This window comes from Vogesella sp. EB (assembly GCF_001037925.1).
GTDB classification, from domain to species: Bacteria; Pseudomonadota; Gammaproteobacteria; order Burkholderiales; family Chromobacteriaceae; genus Vogesella; species Vogesella indigofera.
In genome coordinates, this window is the sequence record NZ_LFDT01000002.1 from 1 (window position 1) to 21,516 (window position 21,516).

Annotated in this window: 18 protein-coding genes and 1 riboswitch; of the genes, 7 read left to right on the plus strand and 11 right to left on the minus strand. The window is 66.9% G+C overall.

Annotated features, from left to right (window positions below; genetic code table 11):
• The 4 genes from ACG97_RS01455 to ACG97_RS17450 all read right to left on the minus strand — a co-directional run.
• Nucleotides 1–376 (minus strand): ATP-binding cassette domain-containing protein (locus ACG97_RS01455; protein WP_238377231.1); only part of this gene is annotated, 376 nt, incomplete at its 3' end.
• Nucleotides 360–1,889, minus strand: a complete 1,530-nt coding sequence (locus tag ACG97_RS01460; RefSeq protein ID WP_369793021.1) for an ABC transporter permease — start codon at nt 1,887–1,889, stop codon at nt 360–362. The genes ACG97_RS01460 and ACG97_RS01455, both read right to left, overlap by 17 nt.
• 102 nt (nt 1,890–1,991) lie before the next feature.
• Entirely contained in the window at nt 1,992–3,008 is a 1,017-nt protein-coding gene (locus ACG97_RS01465; protein ID WP_047965556.1) for a thiamine ABC transporter substrate binding subunit, read from the minus strand.
• Nucleotides 3,009–3,062: 54 nt separating this feature from the next.
• Nucleotides 3,063–3,158: riboswitch (TPP riboswitch) on the minus strand.
• A 162-nt stretch (nt 3,159–3,320) separates the two neighbouring features.
• Nucleotides 3,321–3,593: a hypothetical protein gene (locus tag ACG97_RS17450; RefSeq protein WP_156167847.1), complete on the minus strand. Its 273-nt coding sequence runs from the start codon at nt 3,591–3,593 to the stop codon at nt 3,321–3,323.
• 212 nt (nt 3,594–3,805) lie between these two features.
• Between ACG97_RS17450 and katG the strand changes: the two genes are divergently transcribed.
• Nucleotides 3,806–5,998 (plus strand): catalase/peroxidase HPI, encoded by a 2,193-nt coding sequence (gene katG, locus ACG97_RS01475; protein WP_047965558.1) that lies wholly within the window; start codon nt 3,806–3,808, stop codon nt 5,996–5,998.
• A 168-nt stretch (nt 5,999–6,166) separates the two neighbouring features.
• Here the strand turns inward: katG and ACG97_RS01480 are convergent, their stop codons facing one another.
• Nucleotides 6,167–6,718 carry a metal-dependent protein of the double-stranded beta helix superfamily-like protein gene (locus tag ACG97_RS01480; protein WP_047965559.1) on the minus strand — a complete coding sequence of 184 codons (552 nt, stop codon included), beginning with the start codon at nt 6,716–6,718 and terminating at the stop codon, nt 6,167–6,169.
• Nucleotides 6,719–7,054: 336 nt separating this feature from the next.
• Between ACG97_RS01480 and ACG97_RS16820 the strand changes: the two genes are divergently transcribed.
• Nucleotides 7,055–7,903: a hypothetical protein gene (locus tag ACG97_RS16820; protein ID WP_053068026.1), complete on the plus strand. Its 849-nt coding sequence runs from the start codon at nt 7,055–7,057 to the stop codon at nt 7,901–7,903.
• Between the two features lie 197 nt (nt 7,904–8,100).
• On the opposite strand, the gene ACG97_RS01490 is transcribed toward ACG97_RS16820, so the two are convergent.
• The 3 genes from ACG97_RS01490 to ilvD form a co-directional block, all read right to left on the minus strand.
• On the minus strand, nt 8,101–10,038 hold the full coding sequence (locus tag ACG97_RS01490; RefSeq protein ID WP_047965560.1) for an ATP-dependent DNA helicase RecQ: 1,938 nt from the start codon (nt 10,036–10,038) through the stop codon (nt 8,101–8,103).
• A gap of 116 nt (nt 10,039–10,154) precedes the next feature.
• The gene (locus ACG97_RS01495; RefSeq protein ID WP_047965561.1) at nt 10,155–11,771 is read right to left on the minus strand and encodes a methyl-accepting chemotaxis protein; all 1,617 of its coding nucleotides are present in this window, start codon (nt 11,769–11,771) and stop codon (nt 10,155–10,157) included.
• A 384-nt stretch (nt 11,772–12,155) separates the two neighbouring features.
• Nucleotides 12,156–14,012: a dihydroxy-acid dehydratase gene (gene ilvD, locus ACG97_RS01500; RefSeq protein WP_047965562.1), complete on the minus strand. Its 1,857-nt coding sequence runs from the start codon at nt 14,010–14,012 to the stop codon at nt 12,156–12,158.
• A gap of 209 nt (nt 14,013–14,221) precedes the next feature.
• Between ilvD and lgt the strand changes: the two genes are divergently transcribed.
• The gene (gene lgt, locus ACG97_RS01505; protein WP_047965563.1) at nt 14,222–15,019 is read left to right on the plus strand and encodes a prolipoprotein diacylglyceryl transferase; all 798 of its coding nucleotides are present in this window, start codon (nt 14,222–14,224) and stop codon (nt 15,017–15,019) included.
• A 24-nt stretch (nt 15,020–15,043) separates the two neighbouring features.
• Here lgt and ACG97_RS01510 read toward each other — a convergent pair whose 3' ends face one another.
• From ACG97_RS01510 to ACG97_RS01520, 3 genes are all read right to left on the minus strand, one after another.
• Nucleotides 15,044–15,751 carry an amino acid ABC transporter permease gene (locus tag ACG97_RS01510; RefSeq protein WP_047965564.1) on the minus strand — a complete coding sequence of 236 codons (708 nt, stop codon included), beginning with the start codon at nt 15,749–15,751 and terminating at the stop codon, nt 15,044–15,046.
• Nucleotides 15,748–16,485, minus strand: a complete 738-nt coding sequence (locus tag ACG97_RS01515; RefSeq protein WP_047965565.1) for an amino acid ABC transporter permease — start codon at nt 16,483–16,485, stop codon at nt 15,748–15,750. Before ACG97_RS01515 ends, ACG97_RS01510 begins: the two co-directional genes overlap by 4 nt.
• 75 nt (nt 16,486–16,560) lie before the next feature.
• Nucleotides 16,561–17,364, minus strand: a complete 804-nt coding sequence (locus ACG97_RS01520) for an ABC transporter substrate-binding protein (protein ID WP_047965566.1) — start codon at nt 17,362–17,364, stop codon at nt 16,561–16,563.
• 176 nt (nt 17,365–17,540) lie between these two features.
• On the opposite strand from ACG97_RS01520, the gene ACG97_RS01525 reads away from it, so the two are divergent.
• The 4 genes from ACG97_RS01525 (at nt 17,541) to ACG97_RS01540 (ending at nt 21,327) form a co-directional block, all read left to right on the plus strand.
• Nucleotides 17,541–17,885 carry a hypothetical protein gene (locus tag ACG97_RS01525; RefSeq protein WP_047965567.1) on the plus strand — a complete coding sequence of 115 codons (345 nt, stop codon included), beginning with the start codon at nt 17,541–17,543 and terminating at the stop codon, nt 17,883–17,885.
• 237 nt (nt 17,886–18,122) lie between these two features.
• Nucleotides 18,123–18,968 carry a putative selenate ABC transporter substrate-binding protein gene (locus tag ACG97_RS01530; RefSeq protein WP_047965568.1) on the plus strand — a complete coding sequence of 282 codons (846 nt, stop codon included), beginning with the start codon at nt 18,123–18,125 and terminating at the stop codon, nt 18,966–18,968.
• Nucleotides 18,965–19,759 carry a phosphonate ABC transporter ATP-binding protein gene (locus ACG97_RS01535; RefSeq protein WP_047965569.1) on the plus strand — a complete coding sequence of 265 codons (795 nt, stop codon included), beginning with the start codon at nt 18,965–18,967 and terminating at the stop codon, nt 19,757–19,759. Before ACG97_RS01530 ends, ACG97_RS01535 begins: the two co-directional genes overlap by 4 nt.
• Entirely contained in the window at nt 19,753–21,327 is a 1,575-nt protein-coding gene (locus tag ACG97_RS01540) for an ABC transporter permease (RefSeq protein WP_047965570.1), read from the plus strand. The genes ACG97_RS01535 and ACG97_RS01540 overlap by 7 nt, the downstream gene beginning before the upstream one ends.
• Nucleotides 21,328–21,516 lie beyond the last annotated feature (189 nt).

The window sequence follows — 21,516 nt, forward strand, 5'->3', positions numbered from 1 at the left end:
CCACGGCCGGCCAGCCCCACCGCCGCCAGCGCCGCCTCGCGACGCTGCCGGTGCGGCCGCGCGCGGCGACGCCGCGTTCCTGCAGGCCGAAAGCAACGTTGGCCGCGGCATCGAGATGCGGGAACAAGGCGTGGTCCTGGAACATCATCGCCAGCTGGCGCTGCTCCGGCGGCAGGCGGCTGATGTCGCGCCCGCCCAGCCACACCTGGCCGCGCTGTGGCCGCAACAGGCCGGCGATCACCGCCAGCAGGCTGGACTTGCCCTCGCCGGAGGGGCCGAGCAGGGCCACGGTTTCGCCGGCCGCCACCTGTAGCGACAGGCCGTCCAGCACGCGGCGGCCGGCAAACGCCAGCGCCAGGTCACGAAGTTCGAGCATGGGTCTTCTCCGGCCACTCGATGGCCATGAATGCCAGCAGCGCCAGCAGCAGTAGCACGCTGGACAACACCAGCGCCGCCTCAAGGTTGGCCGCGCCGGGGCGGCCCAGATGCTGGTAGATCAGCGTGGTCAGCGTCAGCCATTCCGGGCGCGACAGGAACAGGCTGACCGCAAACTCGCCGACGGCGGTGGCGGCGGCAAAGGCCATGCCACGCCGCAGCGCCGGGCGCATCAGCGGCAGGCTGACGCGCCAGAACACGCGCCACGGCGATGCGCCCAGCGTGCGCGCGGCATTGGGCAGCGCCGCCGGCAAGGCATCGCGAGCGCTGACCACCGCCTTGGCGACAAAGGGATAGGCCAGGAGCGCATAGGCGGCCACCAGCAGCGCCAGCGTCGCGCTGTAGCCGGGATAGGCCAGCAGCAGGCCGAAGGCGACGCACACCGGCGACACCATGAAGGGCAGGAACATCAGCGCGCGCAGGCTGGCGCTGCTTCTCGCCGCCAGCCCGTGCAGCAGGCCCAGGAGAGTCGCCAGCAGCAGCGCCAGCAGCGAGAAGCGCAGCGTGTTGCCCAGCGCCAGCAGGGTGTCGTCCTGCAGCAGCACCCGCCACGCCGCGGCATCAGCCAGCAGCGCGCGCAGCAGCACCGCCAGCAGCGGCGCGGCGGCAAACAGCGCCAACAGCAGCAGGCTGGCCAAGAGCAGCAGCCGTTGCGGCCAACCTTGCACCGGCTGTCGCAGCGGCGGGCTGCGCTTGTCCGGCCGCGCCAGGCGGCGCTCGATCAGCGCGTACAGCAGCGCAATGACGGCGCCGAGCAGCAGCATCAGCAGCGCCAGTGCGCCGGCATCGGCCAGGTTCAGCTCGTAGGCGACCAGTGAATAGATCTCGACCTCCACCGTGGCGTAACGCTGGCCGCCGAGCAGCAGCGCGAGGCCGAAGCCGGAGAAGCAGTACAGGAAGATCAGGCACAGCGCCGACGCCAGCCACGGCCGCACCACCGGCCACTCCACGCGCCAGAACGCGCGCCAGCGCGAGGCGCCCAGCGTGCGCGCCACCATCAGCCGGCTGGCCGGCACGTGGTCGAAGCCGTCCACCGCGGCGCGGATCAAGAGCGGCAGGTTGTAGAACAGGTTGCCGTACAGCAGCAGCCACGGCGTGTCCTGCAGGTTCAGCCCGCTGACGCCGTGCGGGCCGAACAGCGCCAGCACGCCGAGGCCGGCGACCAGCGTCGGCATCACGAACGGCAGCATCAGCACCCGCAACAGCAGCGCGCGGCCGCGAAACTCGAAATGCGCCAGCACCCACGCCAGCGGCAGGCCGAGTAATAGAGTTAGCACGCAGGTGGCCGCCGCCTGCAGCAGCGACCAGCCAAGGCGCCACTGCAGGTAGGCGTCACCCAGGAGCGCCGGGCTGAACGCCAGCCCGCCCTCGTACAGCAGGCGCGACAGCGGCAGCCCGACCAGCAGCAGCAGGAATAACAGCGGCGGCAACGCCAGCCAGCGGAAATTAGGCAACGGCAACACTTTCTGCATCACGACAATGGAAAACGGTAACGGCTGCCGCCGTTACCGTCGCGAAAACACCCCGCTGCCGGCCAGCGCCGGCAGCCCGCCGCATCACGGCGCGTTCTTGATCACCAGCCGCGTCCAGCGGCTGACCCAGGCGGCGGTCTTGTGCTGCATCGCCTTCAGGTCCGGGTTGCTGAAGCTGGCCGGCTGCGCGGCGTGCTTGAACACCGGCGCCAGCGCCACGCCGGCGACCGCCGGGTACATCCACATGCTGGTCTGCAGCTCTTTCTGTACCGCCTCGCCGCGCAGGAAATCGACGAACTGCTGTGCCAGCTGCGGCTGCAGCCCGCCCTTGACTTTGGCCACGCCCTCCACCTGCATGAACACGCCGCCTTTCAGCAACAGGTTGGCGGTCGGCGATTCGGCCAGTTTTTCCTTGCTGTAGAACACTTCCGCCGCCGGGCTGGTGGCGTAGCTGACCACGATCGGGCGCGCGCCGCCGTTGCGGGTGAAATCGGTGTAGTAGGCCTCGCTCCAGCCCTTGGCCACCTTCAGGCCGTTATCGCGCAGCTTGCCCCACCACTGGAAGGCGCCCTCCTCGCCCTTGCCGGCGATGGTCGCCAGCAGGAAGGCGAGGCCGGGGCTGGAGGTCGCCGGGTTTTCCACTACCAGCAGGTCCTTGTAGGCCGGGCGGGTCAGGTCGTCCAGCGTCGCCGGCAGCGGCAGCTTGCTGCCCGCAAACCAGGCCTTGTCGATGTTGAGGGTGACGTAGCCGTAATCGATGGCCACCGCGCCCGGCAGGCTGGCCACCGCCACGCTACGGCCAACCTTGCTGCTGGTGGCCTCCAGCACGCCGGCGGCGTTGGCCTTGCCGATCAGGGTGTTGTCGATGCCGTACACCACATCGGCCACCGGATTGGCGCGGGTCAGGATCAGCTTGTTGAGCATCTCGCCGGCATCGCCGCCCTTGATGATGGCCAGCTTGGCGCCGCTTTGCTTCTCGAACTCGGCGATGCGCTCTTTCGGCAGGCTGAACGAGCTGTGCGTCATCACCCGCAGCTCCGCGGCCAGGGTAGTCAGGGAAACGCCGGCCAGCGCCAGCAGCAGTACGGACTTCTTGAACATTGCAGACATCCTCTTTTGGTAATGGTGCCGACCAAAAGAAGAAGCGGGACGCGGACTGGCCGCGCATCACGCTCCCTCCGCTGGCATGACCCAGATCAGGTTCTGGGGTATCTCTCAGTCTGCCTGCGGCAGACACCCCCGGTGATCGAAGCGGCGAGTATAGCGCGTTGCGCGGCATTGCTTAACCGCCGCGGCGCGCGGCCGGCGCAAAAAAATCGCCCGCCCCCAGTGCGGGAACGGGCGTGTCTAGCAGTATGCCGACAGAAGCAACGGGACAGACTCTCAAGCGAGGCGCAGCCACCACAGCTACCCTCACCGAGTATTTAGCAATTGCCGTGCCAGCAAAAAGCGCCGCCGGCGCTGCCAATTCGCCACTTTGCCGCTATAAAAAGAATCACCACGACATGGCGCGTGCACCAGCACGGCGCAATGGGCACCCGATGCGGGCGGCATGGCAGATAAATAGCAAAAAGCTAACAAATCAAAAACAACAATCAATTTAACAAATGCATAACCGGTATCCATAATCCAGTCATCAACCGATCTGCAAGGAGCAAGGCCATGAAACGTTTCTTCCGCCAGCACATCACCCTCGACGAGATGTGGGCCAACCTGGTGTGGATGCAGTAAGCCACCACGTTGGCCGCAACCCGCGTGATGGCCAGTGCCCGGCAACCAGCCGGGTGGCCGGCGCCGGCGATGCCGTTCAGATCAGCAGTCAAGTCAACCCCAGCCAACCGCAGCGGACCCGCCACCTGGCGTGATCCGCTGGCAATCAAAAGCAACAGGAGATAACCATGTCGACAGAAGCCAAGTGCCCGTTTTCGGGTAGCGCCGCCCCGCACACCGTAGCCGGCGGCCCCTCCAACGGTGACTGGTGGCCCAATCAGCTGAAGCTGGGCATCCTGCACCAGCACTCCGCCAAGTCCGACCCGATGGGCGAGGCGTTCGACTATGCCGCCGAGTTCAAGACCCTGGATCTGGATGCCGTGGTCGCCGACCTGCACGCGCTGATGACCGATTCGCAGGACTGGTGGCCGGCGGACTGGGGCCACTACGGCGGCCTGATGATCCGCATGGCCTGGCACGCCGCCGGCACCTACCGCATCGCCGACGGCCGCGGCGGCGCCGGCACCGGCAACCAGCGCTTCGCCCCGCTCAACAGCTGGCCGGACAACGGCAACCTCGACAAGGCGCGCCGCCTGCTGTGGCCGATCAAGCAGAAATACGGCCGCAAGCTGTCGTGGGCCGACCTGTTCATCCTCGCCGGCAACGTGGCACTGGAATCGATGGGCTTCAAGACCTTCGGCTTCGGCGGCGGCCGCGCGGACATCTGGGCACCGGAAGAAGACGCCTACTGGGGACCGGAGAGCACCTGGCTGGGCGACAAGCGCTACAGCGGCGACCACGAGCTGGCAAACCCGCTGGCCGCGGTGCAGATGGGCCTGATCTACGTGAACCCGGAAGGCCCCAACGGCAATCCGGACCCGGTCGCCTCCGGCCGTGACGTGCGCGAAACCTTCGCCCGCATGGCGATGGACGACGAGGAAACCGTGGCGCTGGTCGCCGGCGGCCACACCTTCGGCAAGGCACACGGCGCCGGCGACCCGGCACTGGTCGGCCCGGAACCGGAAGCCGCGCCGCTCGAGGAAATGGGCCTCGGCTGGATCAACCAGTTCGGCAGCGGCAAGGGCGTGCATGCCACCACCAGTGGCATCGAGGGGGCATGGAAACCCAACCCCACCACCTGGGACCACGGCTACTTCAACACCCTGTTCGGCTACGAGTGGGAGCTGACCAAGAGCCCGGCCGGCGCGCACCAGTGGGTGGCCAAGGACGTGAAGCCGGAAGACATGATTCCGGACGCGCACGACCCGAGCAAGAAGCATCCGCCGATGATGACCACCGCCGACCTGTCACTGCGCCTCGACCCGATCTACGAACCGATTGCGCGCCGCTTCCATCAGGATCCGCAGGCGTTTGCCGACGCCTTCGCCCGCGCCTGGTTCAAGCTCACCCACCGCGACATGGGCCCGCGCGCCCGCTACCTCGGCAAGCTGGTACCGGCTGAAGAACTGATCTGGCAGGACCCGGTGCCGGCCGTGGACCACCCGCTGGTCGACGCACAGGACATCTCCGCGCTGAAAGCCAAGGTACTCGCCTCCGGCCTGTCCGTGGCACAGCTGGTCGGCACCGCCTGGGCCGCCGCCGCCACCTTCCGTGGCAGTGACAAGCGCGGCGGCGCCAACGGTGCGCGCATCCGCCTGGCGCCGCAGAAGGACTGGGCGGTCAACCAGCCGGCGCAACTGGCGCAGGTACTGCAAACGTTGGCCGCGATCCAGCAGGACTTCAACGCCAGCGCCGCCGGCGGCAAGCAGATCTCGCTGGCAGACCTGATCGTGCTCGCCGGTGGTGCCGCCATCGAAGCCGCGGCCAAGCAAGCCGGCCAGCAGGTGACCGTGCCGTTTGCGCCGGGGCGCACCGATGCCACGCAGGACCAGACCGATGTCGCCTCGTTCGCGGTGCTGGAACCACGTGCGGACGGCTTCCGCAACTACGTGCAGCCGGGGCTGGAGGGCGCCGCAGCCGAGCTACTGATCGACAAGGCGCAGTTGCTGACGCTGAGCGCGCCGGAAATGACGGTGCTGATCGGCGGCCTGCGCGTGCTGGGCGCCAACGCCGGCCAGGCACAGCACGGCGTGTTCACCCAGCGCCCCGGAACCCTGAGCAACGACTTCTTCGTCAACCTGCTCGACATGGGCACCAAGTGGCAAAAATCCGCCACCGACGGCGTACTGGAAGGCCGCGACCGCGCAACCGGCGCGCAGAAATGGACCGCCACCACCGTGGATCTGGTGTTCGGCTCCAACTCGCAGCTGCGGGCACTGGCCGAGGTGTACGCCTGCAGCGACGCGCAGCCGAAGTTCGTCAACGACTTCGTGGCGGCGTGGAGCAAGGTGATGAACCTGGACCGTTTCGATCTGGCGTAAGCGGCAAGACTGGGCCGGTGTGGCAAGCCGGCTGGTCTGGCCCGACAAGGCAAATGGCTGTTTCCGGTGACGGAAGCAGCCATTTTTGATTGCGGCACAGCGCGGCTGGCAGTGGCCGGCACATAAGGTTGGCCACAATTACGGCCGGAGCGCCTTGAGTCGCCCTGCTTAGCCGAGGCTCGCACGAAAGCGTGCCTCGGCCTCCCGAAACAGCGACTTGGCGTGCTCGACATTCCATGGTGCTTCGATGAGCGTTTCGTGGTCCCATTCACTGCGCGGTACGGGGGGAGCGAAGAAATCACCGCCATAGACGTGTATCGCACAAGTCATCTTCCCGATTGGATTCAGCACCGAGTGGATAACGTCACTATCGAGCGTGGCAACATCGCCAGCCCCCAAAGACTTGGCACCGACTGCCTCTATCGTCGTTCCCGTCCGCGTCCAGAAGACGTTGTCCTCGCGCCCGGTATAGATGCCGACCACCGAAAACATCTGGTGATTGTGCGGCATCAGGCTCATGCACGGCGCCCAGACAAAGCTGATGACGGTAAGATCAGGCGACCTGAATAGCGGCGTAAGGCCGGCATGTTGCGGCTCGCCAAGCTCGGCCATCACCCCGGCCCTATCCGACACCGCTTCGGCCACCAGCTCACTAATCGCCTCATGGCCCCCGGAAATGGCGCTCAAGCAATCCTGGATAAAACGATCCTTGTTGAACATGATCTCATGCCCTCCCGATCTGGTTCATCAGACCAAAGAAGCTCCTCGCCACCGGATGACTCTTTGGCTATTGACCAAGATATAGCCCAATCCGACCACTTGGACCGAGGCCACTCTCAGCGAGTTGCTGTAGAGAACATCCGTGCAAGAAACCATCCTAGAGATGATGCGCGACCGCCCGCTCGTGAGCGCCTGCTGCCATGCTGGCGCAGAAGAAGCCGCATGCCACCCGAAAGGTGGCTCTTGCTTATCCACTACCTCAGCCACCCTCGTTTCCTGACGTCCGGCAGCCAATGGTGTACGCTAGCCGCCACGCACGATTGAAACCATGCCGCCATGTCCAGCCGAAGCCTGAAAACGCCACCGAAAATCGATAAAACCGCCAGCGAGCCGGAGGCGATCCCGTTGCCGTCGCCGGAAGACGAGAGCCATCTTGCCGGCCGCAGCACGCCGCAGGCGGAGCAGCTGATCGCGCTGCTCGACAACGGGGTGCCGATCTACCTGTTCAGCCGCATCAGCAGCGGCCATACCTTCCAATCCGATTTTTTCCGCATCCAGTTCGTCACCTTCGCCCGTGCCGAGGGCAGCCAGTGGCTGCCGCTGCGCGGCGAGGCGTCGGAATGGATGAACACCCGCAACTGCCTGCAGGTGGCGGTCGATCACCCGTCGCACACGGTGTCGTTCGGGCCGAAATCCGGCTTCAGCCTCAGCCCGGAAATCTCCGGTCTCGGCCTGTCCGGCTACGCCTACTCGCAGGCCATCAGCTGGCTGAAACAACGCTACCCGGACTACCGCGTGCTGCCCAGCGTGCTGCCGGCACCAGAGGCGGACGGCGAAGAGGCGCGCGCGCATCGCAACAGCCGGCTGGCGGCGCACGGCTTCGATTTCGAGTGGGACGACGGCAGCCAGGTACACGGCCGCTATCACAAGGCCCGCGTGCGGCAGCTGATCAGTGGCTGGGACAACGAAAAAGTGGCCGAGGTATCGCTCAACGCGCTGCTGACCACGCTGTCGCGCCACGACGAGGAACGCGCCGAGCTGCAGCACAAGCTGCACGGTCTGCAGTCGCAGGAGCGCTCGCTGGAAACCTCGCTGCACAAGGAAAAGCAGACCAACCTACTGCTGACCGGCATCACCTGCTTCGTGCTGATCTTCAGCCTGCTCGGTGCACTCGGCTTCTACTGAGCATCCAATTGTTGCGGCCAAGGTTGGCCGCAACGCCTCCCCTTAGAACCTGCTCAAAGTCTCGCGCGCTCACGCGAGACAAGGCGAAAACGACTGAGGAAGCGGCGTTGAGCTGGATATAGACAAGCATGCCGAAGGCGTTTTAACGCCGTATCGCCTCATGTTGAGATCAGTTGCAGCAGACATTGAACAGGTTCTTACACCATTTCCACCGACAACAGCTCACGCACGCTGGCAAACGGATAGCCGGCAAAGCGGCCGAAGCCGGGTAGCCGTGCCGCGCGCAGCGCCGTCAGCCGTGGCAGGGTGATGCCGCACAAGAAGCAGGCCGCCAGATGCGGCGCCGCGGCCGCGCCCAGCTTGTCGTGCAGTGCCGCCAGCGCGCCGTGCAGCGTGGCCGCGTCCAGCGCTGTCAGCGTCGGGGCCGCCGGCAGCCGCGCCGGTTTGCCGCGACACACCAGACAATGGCCGCATTCGCGCGGCGCGGCGGCATCGCCGAAGTAGCTGGCCAGCGCGAAGCTCAGGCAGCTTTCCGTTTCGAACAGGCGCAGCATCTGCTGCAGGCGCGCCAGCTCGCTGTCCTCGCGCGCCTGGAACTGGCGATAGAGGCTGGCGGCCAGCGTGGCGACATCGAAGGTGGCGTCGTTCACCGCGTACACCTCGGTCATCTGCTTGGTTTCCAGCGTCAGCCAGCCACGTTCGTCCATGAATTCCAGCGCCGTCACCGCGCGCTGGCGCTGGCCGGGGAAGGCCTGCAGGAAGCTGTCGAAGTCGAAGGCGTACCAGCTGCGCCCCAGCTTGCTGTGCGCCAACAGCGCGGCGACGAACTCGCGGCGCTCGTCCTTGAAATGCGCCAGCAGCGCAGCTTCGTCCTCGCGCAACTGGAAGCGGTACTCGCTGTAGTAGCTGTACTGCGCCTGCAGGATGCCCTGTACCTCCAGATACACCAGCAGCGTCTTCAGCGGCAGCTGGCGGATATTGCTGTCCGCCGACAAGCCGTACAGCGTCATTTCCCACTGCCCGTGCTGCGCCTCGTCGCGGATGCGCTGCAACACCAGCGCGATCGACGCCTGCTGCGGCGTGTCGCCGTAGACGAAGTTTTCCAGCACGTGCAGGCCGTCGCGGTTGCCCAGCAGCGTGCACAGCGACACCTCGCCGTCGCGGCCGGCGCGGCCGATTTCCTGGCTGTAGTTTTCGACCGATTTCGGCAGGTCGTAGTGGATCACCTGCCGGATATTGCCCTTGTCGATGCCCATCCCGAAGGCAATGGTGGCGACGATCACCGGCGTGTCGCCACGCATGAACTCGTCCTGGATCTGCTCGCGCAGCGCGCTGTCCAGTCCGGCGTGGTAGGCGGCGGCGCCGACGCCCTGCGCCTGCAGCCGTGCGGCCAACGTTTCCGCGGTCTGCTGCTGGGTGACGTACACCACGCAGGCGGCGCCCGGCGTGCGCGCCAGCAGCTTCAGCAGCATCGCGTCCTTGTCCGCCTGTGCCACCGCGCGCACGTGCAGGTGCAGATTGGGACGGTAGAAGCCGGTGACGGTGATGTGTTCGGGTGCAATGTCGAATCGGCGCGCCATGTCCTGCATCACCGCCGGGGTGGCGGTGGCGGTCAGCAGCAGCACCTGCGGGATGGCCAGCTGCTCGCGGTACTGCGGCAGCTTGAGGTAATCGGGGCGGAAGTTGTGGCCCCACTCCGAGATGCAGTGCGCTTCGTCCACCACCAGCAGCGACAGCGGCACCTCGGCGATAAAGCGGCGGAAGCGCTCGTTCTTCAGCCGCTCCACCGACACCATCAGCACCTTGATGCGTCCGGCGCGCACGTCCGCCATCACCTGCTGCGCCTCGTCGCGGCTCTGGCTGGAGTCGATCGCCGCCGCGGCGATGCCCTTCTGCTGCAAAAACGCCAGCTGGTCGCGCATCAGCGCCAGCAGTGGCGAGATCACCAGCGTCAGGTGCGGCAGCTGCGTCGCCGCCAGCTGGTAGCACAGCGACTTGCCGGAGCCGGTGGGGAAGATCGCCATCGCGGAATGACCGTCCAGCAGCGCCTGCACCACCTCGCGCTGGCCGTCGCGGAAGCCGTCAAAACCGAAATACTGCGCCAGCGCGGCGTCAAGCGGGGAAGGTGTGGTCATCGGAGGCTCCGGCGGCAAAGGCGCAAGGAGAACACACTCCCCGGCTGCTGCCAAGGTTGGCCGCAGGCCGCTCCATAAAAGCCGCCGCCAACATGGCCGGCGGCGGGTCACGGCGCTTAGCCGAGGTGGAACTTGGTCACCGACTGGTGCAGCTCGCCGGCGAGGCCGTGCATGCTCTGCGTCGCGTCGGCAGCGGCACGCGCGGCGGCGGCGTTGTCGCTGGCGCTGCCGGCGATGCCCTCGACGTTGACGGCGATGTCGTTGCTGGCCACGCTCTGCTCCTTCAGCGCCAGCGAGATGTCCTCCACCGCGCGCAGCACCGCCGCCGACGCCGCCTCGATACTGGCGATGGCCGTGCCGCCCTCGTCGGCCAGCGCACGGCCGGCGGCGACGCGCGCCACCGTCTCCACCATCGCCTGGCTGGTATCGGCCGACAGGCGGCGGATCTGCTCGATCTTGTCGACGATGTCGCCGGTGGCCTGCGCGGTGCGCTCCGCCAGCTTGCGCACCTCGTCAGCGACCACGGCAAAGCCGCGGCCCAGCTCGCCGGCACGCGCCGCCTCGATCGCCGCGTTCAGCGCCAGCAGATTGGTCTGGTCGGCGACATCGCGGATCACGCCGACGATGGAGGAAATATTGCCGACATCCTCCACCAGCCGCTGCAGGCTTTGCGAGGCGGTGCCGACCACGTCGCTGATCACCCGCATCTCGTCCACCGCCTTGCGCACCACCGCCGCGCCGTCACGCGACAGCTGGCCGGAGTTGCGCCCCAGCTCGTGCGCGTGTTCGGCATTGGCGGCGATATGGTTGATGCCGACCGTCATCTGCTCCACCGAGGCCGCCATCGCGGTGGCCGCCCCGCTCTGGCGGTCGGAACCGCCGGCGACGCGGTCGACGTTGTCCATCAGCCCGTCGGCCACCGACACCAGGTAGTCGGCATTGGTGATCACCTGCCCCACCATGTCGCGCAAGTGTTGCTGCATTTCGGCGATGCTGAGCAACAGGCTGCCCTGCTCGGCCTTGCTGACATCGACCGCGGTATCCAGCCGCCCGGCGGAAATCGCCGCCACCACCTCCACCGCGTAGGCCGGCTCGCCGCCGAGCTGGCCGATCAGGCGACGGCCGATCACGTAGCCGATGGCCAGGAGCAGCAGCAGCAGGCCGACAAGGCCGGCGCCGAGGAACAGCGCCTGGCGCCATACCGCCTTGTCGATATGGTCGACGTAGATGCCGGTGCCGATCACCCAGCCCCAGCGCGCCGTTTTCTGCACCACCGCGATCTTGCCCACCGGCTGCGCAAAGCCGGGCTTGGCCCAGTGGTACTCGGCGACACCGCCGCCGGCCAGCGCCTGGCGGAAAGCTTTACCGAGGTTGACGCCGTTGGGGTCGACCTGCGTCGTCATGCTGGTGCCGACCAGGTTGCGACGGATCGGGTGCCCCAGGTAGGTGAAGCGCTCGTCGGTGACGAAGAAGTACCCGTCCTCGCCGAAGCGCATCGCCATCACCGCGGCCATCGCCCGCCGCCGCGCCTCGTCCTCGCCCAGCGTCGCCGCCTGTGCCTCGTAGCTTTCCACCAGTCTGGCCGCACTTTCTGCCAGCCGGCGGGTATCGCGCACCGCCTGCTCGGTCAGGGTCTGGCCAAGGTTGAACAGCGCCCAGATGGTCATCAGTACGATGCCGATGGCCGCTGCGCCCACCATGGCCATGAATTGGGCTTTTACCGTTTTGAACATCTATCTCTCCCGTTTGCTGTTTGCTCTTCATTGCCGTGTGCAGCGTGTTTTTTTGGCCGCTGCTTGTTATGGATAAGGTCATGCTGTCTGTCGCGGGCCGGCCGTCCGTACCTCAAAATCCGGCACTGGCGCCAGCCCTGCCACGCTTGTTACCGGCTCATGACGCGAGTGTCTGAACCGGCGCAGACCGTCCGCTTTTGTATCGAAACACGATCAACAACCGCGATTGTCTGTTTAAGCCTGTGGCGACAGCATGGTAGCGGCAGCGCGCCCGGCAAACTGTGACCAATCGTAACCAGCGCCGCGACGGCCATGAAAAACGGCAGCCCGCGGGGGCTGCCGTTTTGACGGGATGCGGCCAAGGTTGGCCGCAACGGGGATGGCTTACTTGCGTTCCACCTGCGACACGTCACGCACCGCGCCGGTGTCGGCACTGGTGGTCATCGCGGCGTAGGCGCGCAGCGCCGGGCTGACCACGCGCTGGCGGTCGACCGGTTTCCATGCCAGCGCACCACGGGCTTCCATCGCTGCGCGGCGTGCGGCCAGGGTCTCGTCGGAAATGGCCAGACGGATACCACGATTCGGGATGTCGATCTCGATGCGATCGCCCTCTTCCACCAGGCCGATGGCGCCGCCTTCGGCCGCTTCCGGCGACACGTGGCCGATGGACAGGCCGGAGGTCCCGCCGGAGAAACGGCCGTCGGTCAGCAGCGCGCATTCCTTGCCCAGACCCTTGGATTTCAGGTACGAGGTCGGGTACAGCATTTCCTGCATCCCAGGGCCGCCTTTCGGGCCTTCGTAGCGGATCACCACCACGTCGCCGGCCACCACGCTGTCGGCCAGAATCGCCGCCACCGCGTCATCCTGGCTTTCGAACACGCGGGCGCGTCCGGTGAACTTGAGGATGGAATCGTCAACACCGGCGGTCTTCACGATGCAGCCACGCTCGGCGATGTTGCCGTACAGCACGGCGAGGCCGCCGTCCTGCGAGTACGCGTGTTCCTTGTCACGGATGCAGCCCTCGGCGCGGTCGTCGTCCAGCGTCGGGTAACGCATGCTCTGGCTGAAGGCGATGGTGGTCGGCACCCCGCCTGGCGCGGCGCGGTAGAAGCGGTGCACCTCGCTGTCGGCGCCGTGGCGGCGGATGTCCCACGCTTCCAGACCGGCGCCCATAGTGGCGCTGTGGATGGTCGGCACCTCGCGCTGGATCAGGCCGGCGCGGTCCAGCTCGGACAGGATGGCGACCACGCCACCGGCGCGGTGCACGTCTTCCATGTGGTACTTCTGCGTCGCCGGCGCCACCTTGGACAGGCATGGCACGCTGCGCGAGATGCGGTCGATGTCGGTCATCTTGAAGTCGACACCGGCTTCGCTGGCGGCGGCCAGCAAGTGCAGCACAGTGTTGGTGGAGCCGCCCATCGCCACGTCCAGGCTCATCGCGTTCTCGAACGCGGCCTTGGTGGCGATGCTGCGCGGCAGCACGCTGTAATCGTCCTGCTCGTAGTGACGCTTGGTGATCTCGACGATCAGGCGGCCGGCGCGCAGGAACAGCTCCTTGCGGTCGGCGTGGGTGGCCAGCATCGAGCCGTTGCCCGGCAGCGACAGCCCCAGCGCCTCGGTCAGGCAGTTCATCGAGTTGGCGGTGAACATGCCGGAGCAGGAGCCGCAAGTCGGACAGGCGGAACGCTCCACCTTGTCCACGTCCTCGTCGCTGATCCTGTCGTTGGCGGCCTCGACCATCGCGTCGACCAGGTCCAGCTTGCGCTCGGTGCCGCGCCAGTTGACCTTGCCGGCCTCCATCGGGCCGCCGGACACGAACACCACCGGGATGTTCAGCCGCAGCGCGGCCATCAGCATGCCGGGGGTGATCTTGTCGCAGTTGGAGATGCACACCAGCGCGTCGGCGCAGTGGGCGTTGACCATGTATTCCACGCTGTCGGCGATCAGGTCGCGCGATGGCAGCGAGTACAGCATGCCGCCGTGGCCCATGGCGATGCCGTCGTCCACGGCGATGGTGTTGAATTCCTTGGCCACGCCACCGGCCTTTTCGATCTCGCGCGCCACCAGCTGGCCCATATTGTGCAGGTGCACGTGGCCGGGTACGAACTGGGTGAAGGAGTTGGCGATGGCGATGATCGGTTTCTGGAAATCCTCGTCCTTCATGCCGGTGGCGCGCCACAGGGCGCGGGCACCCGCCATGTTGCGGCCGGAAGTCGAGGTCTTGGAACGGTATTGAGGCATGATGTGTCCTTGAATGCAGTAATGGCTTTGTCGCTTTGATCTGGCGGCGCGTCGCGGGCCGGGCGGGATATTGCCCGGCCGGTAGAACTTGCGGGTGCCGGCATGTTCTACACATAAGGCGTCGCGCGGCGGGTAGCAGCGCGACGACCGGTAACGCTTTCCGTATAATTTATAGTTATCCTTTTACCGCAAACGCACATACCTGACAAATGCTGATCCATCCCCAGTTTGACCCTGTCGCCATCCAGCTTGGCCCGCTGGCCATCCACTGGTACGGCCTGATGTACCTCGTCGGTTTCGGCCTGTTCCTGTGGCTGGGCCATGTCCGTATCAAACAGCAGCCGGATTGCGGCTGGAACGGCAAGGATCTCGACGATTTCCTGACCTGGGCGGTGCTCGGCGTCATCGTCGGCGGGCGGCTGGGCGAGGTGCTGTTCTACCAGCCTGGCTACTATCTGGCGCACCCGGCCGAGATCCTGATGGTCTGGAAAGGCGGCATGAGCTTTCACGGCGGCTTTATCGGCGTGCTGGCGGCGATGCTGCTGTTCGCGCGCAAGAAAGGCGTCAGCTTCTGGCAGATCAGCGATTTCGTGGCACCGCTGGTGCCGACAGGGTTGGCCGCCGGCCGCATTGGCAACTTCATCAACGGCGAGCTGTGGGGCCGCATCGCCAGCCACGATCTGCCGTGGGCGATGATCTTCCCGCACGTCGACGCCATGCCGCGCCACCCGTCGCAGCTGTACCAGGCGGCGCTGGAAGGCCTGGCGCTGTTCGTGATCCTGTGGCTGTTCTCGGCACGGCGCCGGCCGCTGGGGCAGGTGTCGGCGGTATTCCTGATCGGCTACGGCAGCTTCCGCTTCATCGCCGAATTCTTCCGTACCCCGGACGCCGGCATCTTCGGCCAGTCCGACATCATCAGCATGGGCCAGTGGCTGAGCGTGCCGATGATCGTCGCCGGCCTCGCGCTGTACCGCTGGGCCGCCAGACGCGACACGGCACCAGCCTGACCACGCTTACCCGACAAAACCCGGCTACGGCCGGGTTTTGTCATTTGCGGCCAACCCCGGCATAGCGCCCTCCCAGCGTGCGCCCAGCCACACCAGGCCGCTGCACCACAGCCAGTACAGCAGCGCCACCGTGGCGAATACCGGCAGCGGATACACCTGCTCGCGGTTGTTCACTTGCGAGGCGACAAAGGTCAGCTCGGCCACGCCGACGATATAGGCCAGCGAGGTGTCCTTCACCAGCGTGACCCACTGATTGGCGAAGGACGGCACCATGATGCGCAGCGCCTGCGGCAGCACGATCAGGCGTAGCGTCTGCCACCAGCTGAAACCCAGCGACAGCCCGGCCTGCCACTGCCCGGCGGCGATGGCGGCAATGCCGGCGTGCACCGCCTGCGTCAGGAAGGCGCCGCCGATCAGCGCCAGCGCCACAATCACCGTCAGCGTGCCTGGCACGTCGATGGCAAACAGCACCGGCAGCAAGAAGTAACACCAGAAAATCAGCATCACCACCGGAATCGCGCGCAGCAGCGCGGCGGATATCGCCACCAGACGCCGCAGCGGCGGAGGCCCCAGCGTCAGCACGATGCCGCCCGCCAGCCCCAACAATGACGCCAGCAGCGCCGCCGTCAGCCCGATCACCACGCTCAGCGCCATGCCGCCCAGCGGCCCGGCCGGCCAGCTACCCAGCAGCAGATAGTCCAGATTGGCGTTGATCACCTCGACCGCCGTCATCGCCCGCCCCCCAAGGTTGGCCGCGCCCGCCCGCCGGCCAGCTGCGCGCCCAGCACCAGCAGCAGGTACAGCAGCGTGGCGACGGCAAAGGCCTGGAAGGTCAGCAGCGTCTCGCTCTCCACCTGGCGCGAGCTGTACGACAGTTCGGCCACGCCGATGGCCATGGTCAGCGAGGTGTTCTTGATCACGCCCAGATACTGGCCCAGCAACGGGCGGCGCACCACGCGCAGCGCCTGCGGCAACACGATGTGGCGGAACACCTGGCGCGGCGTCATCCCCAGCGCCAGCGCCGCCGCGCGCTGCCCCGGCGCGACACTGCGGATGCCGGCGCGGATTTCCTCGGCGACAAACGCCGCGCTGTACAGCGACAGCGCGATCAGCGCCGCCACAAACTCGAACGACGGCCAGGCCAGCGTCCAGCCGGCCAGCGTCACCTCGTGCGGCGCATTCAGCCACAACATCACCGCTTCCGGCAGCAAGCCGGCCACGCCGAAGTACCACAGCAGCAGCTGCACCATCAGCGGCGTATTGCGATGCAGCGACAGAAAGGTCCGCACCGCCAGGCGCACGCTACGCCAGCGCTGCTCGTAACCGGCGGCCAGCAGCACACCCAGCAGCGTTGCCAGCCCGCACACCAGCAGCGCCAGCCACGCCGTCAGCGCCGCGCCCTGCAGCATCCAGCCGATGAAATGCGGCTCCAGCCAGCCATAACCCAGCCATGCAGGCGGTGTCATGATTTACTCCCTTCAGCAAAGAAAAACCGCCAGGCAAGCCCGGCGGCAGCACGAATCAGCCGAGTCCGCGACGGGTCAGGCCTTGTCGCCGATCCTGAAATCACGCGGCAGCGGCGCCTTGGTGCTGGGGCCGAACCAGTGATCGTAGATCTTTTTCGCTTCGCCGTTTTTCTCCAGCCCCAGCAGCACCTCGTTGACCACCTTCACCAGCCGCGCCTCGCCCTTGGGCAGGCCGATGGCCTGGAATTCGCGGGTCAGCGTAAACGGCGCGATCTCGTACTTGTCCTTGTCCGGGGCATTGGCCAGCAGGGCCGCCAGCTTGGAGCCGTCCTGGGTGATCGCGGTCACGTTGCCGTTGCGCAGCGCGGCAAACGCCAGCGGCGTGTCGTCGTAGGACACCACCTTGGTGGCCGGGTATTTCTCGCGCAGCGTGATCTCCTGCGTGGTGCCCTTGTCCGCACCCACGCGCAGGCCGGCCAGCTGTGCCGGCGTGGCCAGCGTGCCCTTGCGGCTGATGAACTGCTGGCCGGAGGCAAAGTACGGCAGGCTGAAATCGACCTGCTTGGCGCGATCCGGCGTCACGGTGAAGTTGGCCACAATCAGGTCGGCCTTGCCCGACACCAGCAGCGGAATGCGGTTGGCCGGATTGGTCGGCACCAGCTCCAGCTTGACGCCGATCTTGGCGGCGATGTGGCGCGCCACGTCCACATCCAGCCCGGTGATCTGGCGGCTCTGCGCGTCGAGGAAGCCGAACGGCGGGTTGCTGTCGAAGGCGGCGACACGCAGCACGCCGGCTTTCTTGATGTCGTCGAGGCGGTCGGCCAGGGCGGAGGTAGCGGTCACGGCCAGCAGCAGGGCCAGGGTCAGTTTGCGTTTCATGGTCGGCTTTCATTCAGAGATCAGGAGAAGATGGCCCATCATAAAACGATGACAAAGCCATACAAACCAATGAATTTTGTATTCTTTATCCACCAAAGGAATAACCGCCACCCGACCACGCCGGCAGCACGGCGGGCTAAACTGCGGATATCGGCATTGCGCCACGGGACACCCTCATGAACCGCCTGCTTGTGTTGCTGAGCCTCGCTCTGCTCAGCGCCTGCGCCACTTACCAGTGGCGCCACGCCACCCGCTACGACGCCAACTTCGACGAAGACAGCTTCCAGTGCAAGAAGGAAGCGGCGCAAGCCTTTCCGCCGCTGGCGGGCGAGCGCGTCACCCGGCCGCCGCGCTTCAGCCCGTCCTGGTTCTGCTCGCCCGCCGGCACCCGCTGCAGCCGCACGCTGCCCTACTGGCAGGACGCCGAAACCGAGAGCTACGACATCAACGAGCGCGCGCGCGACGATCTGTACCGCAGCTGCCTGCAGGCACGCGGCTGGATCCGCTACCGCGTCGACTGAGCGCCCGCGCCGTCGCAGCCTTGCCCGCGACAAGGTTGGCCGCAAGCGCCGCACACGGCCGGCAATGCCGGCGCGCCACCCCCAGTTTTATGCTGACGCGATTAGGCGCGCGCGCCGATCTGGCATAAAATACGGCCACTTTGGCGGCTTATCGTCCGCCTGCACCGAGCAGTCCGCGCGACTGCTTTTTTGATGGTGGCGGCCTGTTGCCCGCCTAACCCGAAAGACAATCCGCTCATGAACATTGCCAAACTGTCCGTGGCAGGCCTGCTGCTGGCCGCCGCTACCCTGTCCCACGCCGAAGCGCTGCTGAAAGTCTCCGCCATTCCCGACGAAGCCCCGACCGAGCTGCAACGCAAGTTCGCGCCGCTGGGCCAGTACCTGGAAAAAGAGCTGGGCATGAAGGTGCAGTTCGTGCCGGTCAGCGACTACGCCGCGGTGGTCACCGCGCTCAACGCCGACCAGATCGACATGGCGTGGCTGGGCGGCTTCACCTTCGTGCAGGCCAGCCAGCGCGGCAAGGTGGTGCCGCTGGTACAGCGCGAGGAAGATTCGCGCTTCACCTCCAAATACATCGTCAATGCCGACAGCGGCATCAGCAAGCTGCAGCAGCTGAAGGGCAAGAGCTTTGCCTTCGGCTCCGCCTCGTCCACCTCCGGCCACCTGATGCCGCGCTACTTCCTGCAAAAGCAGCACATCAAACCGGAAACCTTCTTCAAGAGCGTCGGCTACTCCGGCGCGCATGACGCCACCGTGGCCTGGGTTGCCTCCGGCAAGGTCGACGCCGGCGTGCTGAACGCCTCGGTGTGGGACAAGCTGGTCGAAGCCGGCAAGGTCGACCAGAGCAAGGTCAAGCTGCTGGGCACCACCCCGCCGTACTTCGACTACAACTGGACGGTGCGCGGCAGCCTGGATAAAAAACTGCAGCAGAAAATCCAGCAGGCGTTCCTGAAGCTGAATGCGGCCAACCCCGAGCACAAAGCCATTCTCGATCTGCAACGCGCCAGCAAGTTCATCCCGACCAAGGCCGCCAACTACAAGGGCATCGAAGCCGCTGCCAAGGAAGCCGGCCTGCTGCAATGAGTCTGCGTTTTGACGCGGCCAGCCTGAGCCTGGGCGGCAGCCGCATCCTGCAGCCGCTGTCGCTGCAGCTGGCGCAGGGCGAGCAGGTGGCGCTGATCGGCCCGTCCGGCGCCGGCAAATCGTCGCTGCTGTTGCTGGCCAACAGCTGCCACCGTCCCGATGGCGGCAGCGTGCAGCTGCTGGGGCAGGACCCGTGGCAGCTGGGCGCGCCGGCACTGCGCCGGCTGCGCAGCCGCATCGGCAGCGTGTACCAGCATCCGCCGCTGCCGGCGCTGCAACGGGTGGTCACCGCCATCGGCGCCGGCCAGCTGGGCCAGCTGTCCACGTTGGCCGCACTGCGCCGCCTGCTGTGGCCGCAGGATGTCGCCGCCATCCGCGACGCGCTGCAGCGGGTGCAGCTGGGCGACAAGCTGTGGCAGCGCTGCGACCGCCTGTCCGGCGGCCAGCGCCAGCGCGTCGGCATCGCCCGCGTGCTGTACCAGCAACCCGAGCTGCTACTGGCCGACGAGCCGGTATCGGCGCTCGACCCGCGCCTGGCCGACGACACCGTCGCGCTGCTGTGCGCCGACGCCCGGGCGCGCGGCGCCACGCTGCTGGTCAGCCTGCACTCGGTGGAGCTGGCATTGGCCCACTTCCCGCGCCTGATCGGCCTGCGTGACGGCCGCATCGCCTTCGACCTGCCGCGCGCCGAGGTCACCCCGTCGCTGCTGGCGGCGCTGTACGCCGGCGAACAGCCGGCCACCGCCGACGAGCCGGCGCTGGGCAGCGGCATCCGGATCGCGCCATGCTGAGCGCCAGCCTGCACGACCCGGCCCGCGCGTCGCGGCTGGCCGGCCTCATCGCCACGCCGCTATTGCTGCTGGCGGCGATGGCCTACACCGGCTTCAACCCGCTGCTGCTGGCCGATGGCGACACCGCCGGCACGCTGTGGCGCTTTGTCGCCGACTTCTTCCCGCCCAGCCATGACGGCGCCTTCCTGCACGACATGCTGCGCGAAACCGCCACCACGCTGGCGATTGCCAGCAGCGGCCTCGCGCTGGCGGTGCTGCTCGGCCTGCCGCTGGCGCTACTGACCAGCCGCGCACTGGACCGCGACCGCCTGTGTGGCGAGGCACCGGCTCGCGGCTGGCAATGGCTGCAACGCCTGCTGCGCGGCGTCTTGATCGTGCTGCGCGGCGTGCCGGACCTGGTATGGGCGCTGCTGCTGGTGCGCGCCGCGGGTCTCGGCAGCCTGCCGGCGGTGCTGGCGCTGGGGCTGGCCTACGGCGGCATGCTGGGCAAGGTCTACGCCGAAATCCTGGAATCGCAGCCGCCGCAGGCCGCGGCGGCACTGGCCGCCAGCGGCGCGTCGCGGCTGGCCATCTTCGGCTACGCACTGCTGCCGCAGGCGGCGACCGAACTGATCAGCTACAGCGTCTACCGCTGGGAATGCGCGATCCGCGCCTCGGCGGTGATGGGCTTCGTCGGCGCCGGCGGCCTCGGCCTGCTGCTGGACACCTCGCTGCGGATGCTGAACGGTGGCGAAGTCGGCAGCCTGCTGCTGCTGTTCGCCGCGCTGGTGGCGCTGACCGAGGGCGTCAGCCGCGTCAGCCGCGCCGCCATCCACAGCCGCGCCGGTGGCGCCATGCTCGCCGCCGGCACGCTGTTGCTGCTGACCCTGTCGCTGCTGTGGCTGTGGCCGCAATGGCGCGAGGCCCCGTTCGATGTCGCCGGCCTGTGGCGCTTCGCCCAGGAATTCCTGCGGCCAACCTTGCGTGGCGACTTCCTCGTCCAGGTCGGCAGCGGCGTGCTGGAAACGCTGCTGGTCTCGGCGCTTGGCAGCGCGCTGGCCTTCATCGGCGGTGCGCTGCTGGCGTTGCCGGCCAGCAACCGCGGCCCGCGCTGGCTGCGTGCACCGGTGCAATTGCTGCTCAATTTCCTGCGCGGCACGCCGGACCTGCTGTGGGGTGCGCTGGCGGTGCTGGCGCTCGGCCTCGGCCCGGCCGCCGGCGTGCTGGCACTGGCGGTGCACACCAGCGGCGTGCTGGGCCGGCTGTTCGCGCAGACACTGGAAAACACGCCGCCGGACGCGGAAGCCGCGCTGCGCCACAGCGGTGCCGGCCGTCTCGCCTGCCTGTGCTACGGCCTGCTGCCGCAGGCGCTACCGCAGTGGCTGGCCTACACCCTGTACCGCTGGGAAAACAATATCCGCATCGCCGCCATCCTCGGCCTGGTCGGCGCCGGCGGCCTCGGCCAGCAGCTGTATCTGGCGCTGTCGCTGTTCCAGCTGTCCAACGCCGCCACGCTGATCCTGGCCATGCTGCTGCTGTCGTGGGGGGTGGAAAGCTTCAGCCGCTGGCTGCGGCAGAAGCTGCAATAGCCTGCCGGCTGGCTTGAAAACGATGCGGCCAACCTTGAAAAAGGTTGGCCGCATCGTTTTGGGGCGAGTTGTCGGCTGGAGTGGTTGGTCATGCCTTTGTGCTAGCATGACTGCAGTCGGTCAATTGCTGCCGGTCGTCGTTTCCACAGACAGGCCATTTGAGCGGCCGCTTCGGTCATATACCTGCCG

Coding starts and splice junctions, on each gene's coding strand:
- ACG97_RS01510 (WP_047965564.1), bottom strand. CDS start 15,751: ATGACGGCGGTCGAGGTGATCAACGCCAATCTGGACTATCTGCTGCTG.
- lgt (WP_047965563.1), top strand. CDS start 14,222: ATGCTGATCCATCCCCAGTTTGACCCTGTCGCCATCCAGCTTGGCCCG.
- ACG97_RS01490 (WP_047965560.1), bottom strand. CDS start 10,038: ATGACCACACCTTCCCCGCTTGACGCCGCGCTGGCGCAGTATTTCGGT.
- ACG97_RS01465 (WP_047965556.1), bottom strand. CDS start 3,008: ATGTTCAAGAAGTCCGTACTGCTGCTGGCGCTGGCCGGCGTTTCCCTG.
- ACG97_RS01515 (WP_047965565.1), bottom strand. CDS start 16,485: ATGACACCGCCTGCATGGCTGGGTTATGGCTGGCTGGAGCCGCATTTC.
- ACG97_RS01525 (WP_047965567.1), top strand. CDS start 17,541: ATGAACCGCCTGCTTGTGTTGCTGAGCCTCGCTCTGCTCAGCGCCTGC.
- ACG97_RS01540 (WP_047965570.1), top strand. CDS start 19,753: ATGCTGAGCGCCAGCCTGCACGACCCGGCCCGCGCGTCGCGGCTGGCC.
- ACG97_RS01495 (WP_047965561.1), bottom strand. CDS start 11,771: ATGTTCAAAACGGTAAAAGCCCAATTCATGGCCATGGTGGGCGCAGCG.
- ACG97_RS01535 (WP_047965569.1), top strand. CDS start 18,965: ATGAGTCTGCGTTTTGACGCGGCCAGCCTGAGCCTGGGCGGCAGCCGC.
- ACG97_RS01530 (WP_047965568.1), top strand. CDS start 18,123: ATGAACATTGCCAAACTGTCCGTGGCAGGCCTGCTGCTGGCCGCCGCT.
- ACG97_RS01480 (WP_047965559.1), bottom strand. CDS start 6,718: ATGTTCAACAAGGATCGTTTTATCCAGGATTGCTTGAGCGCCATTTCC.
- katG (WP_047965558.1), top strand. CDS start 3,806: ATGTCGACAGAAGCCAAGTGCCCGTTTTCGGGTAGCGCCGCCCCGCAC.
- ACG97_RS01520 (WP_047965566.1), bottom strand. CDS start 17,364: ATGAAACGCAAACTGACCCTGGCCCTGCTGCTGGCCGTGACCGCTACC.
- ilvD (WP_047965562.1), bottom strand. CDS start 14,012: ATGCCTCAATACCGTTCCAAGACCTCGACTTCCGGCCGCAACATGGCG.
- ACG97_RS16820 (WP_053068026.1), top strand. CDS start 7,055: ATGTCCAGCCGAAGCCTGAAAACGCCACCGAAAATCGATAAAACCGCC.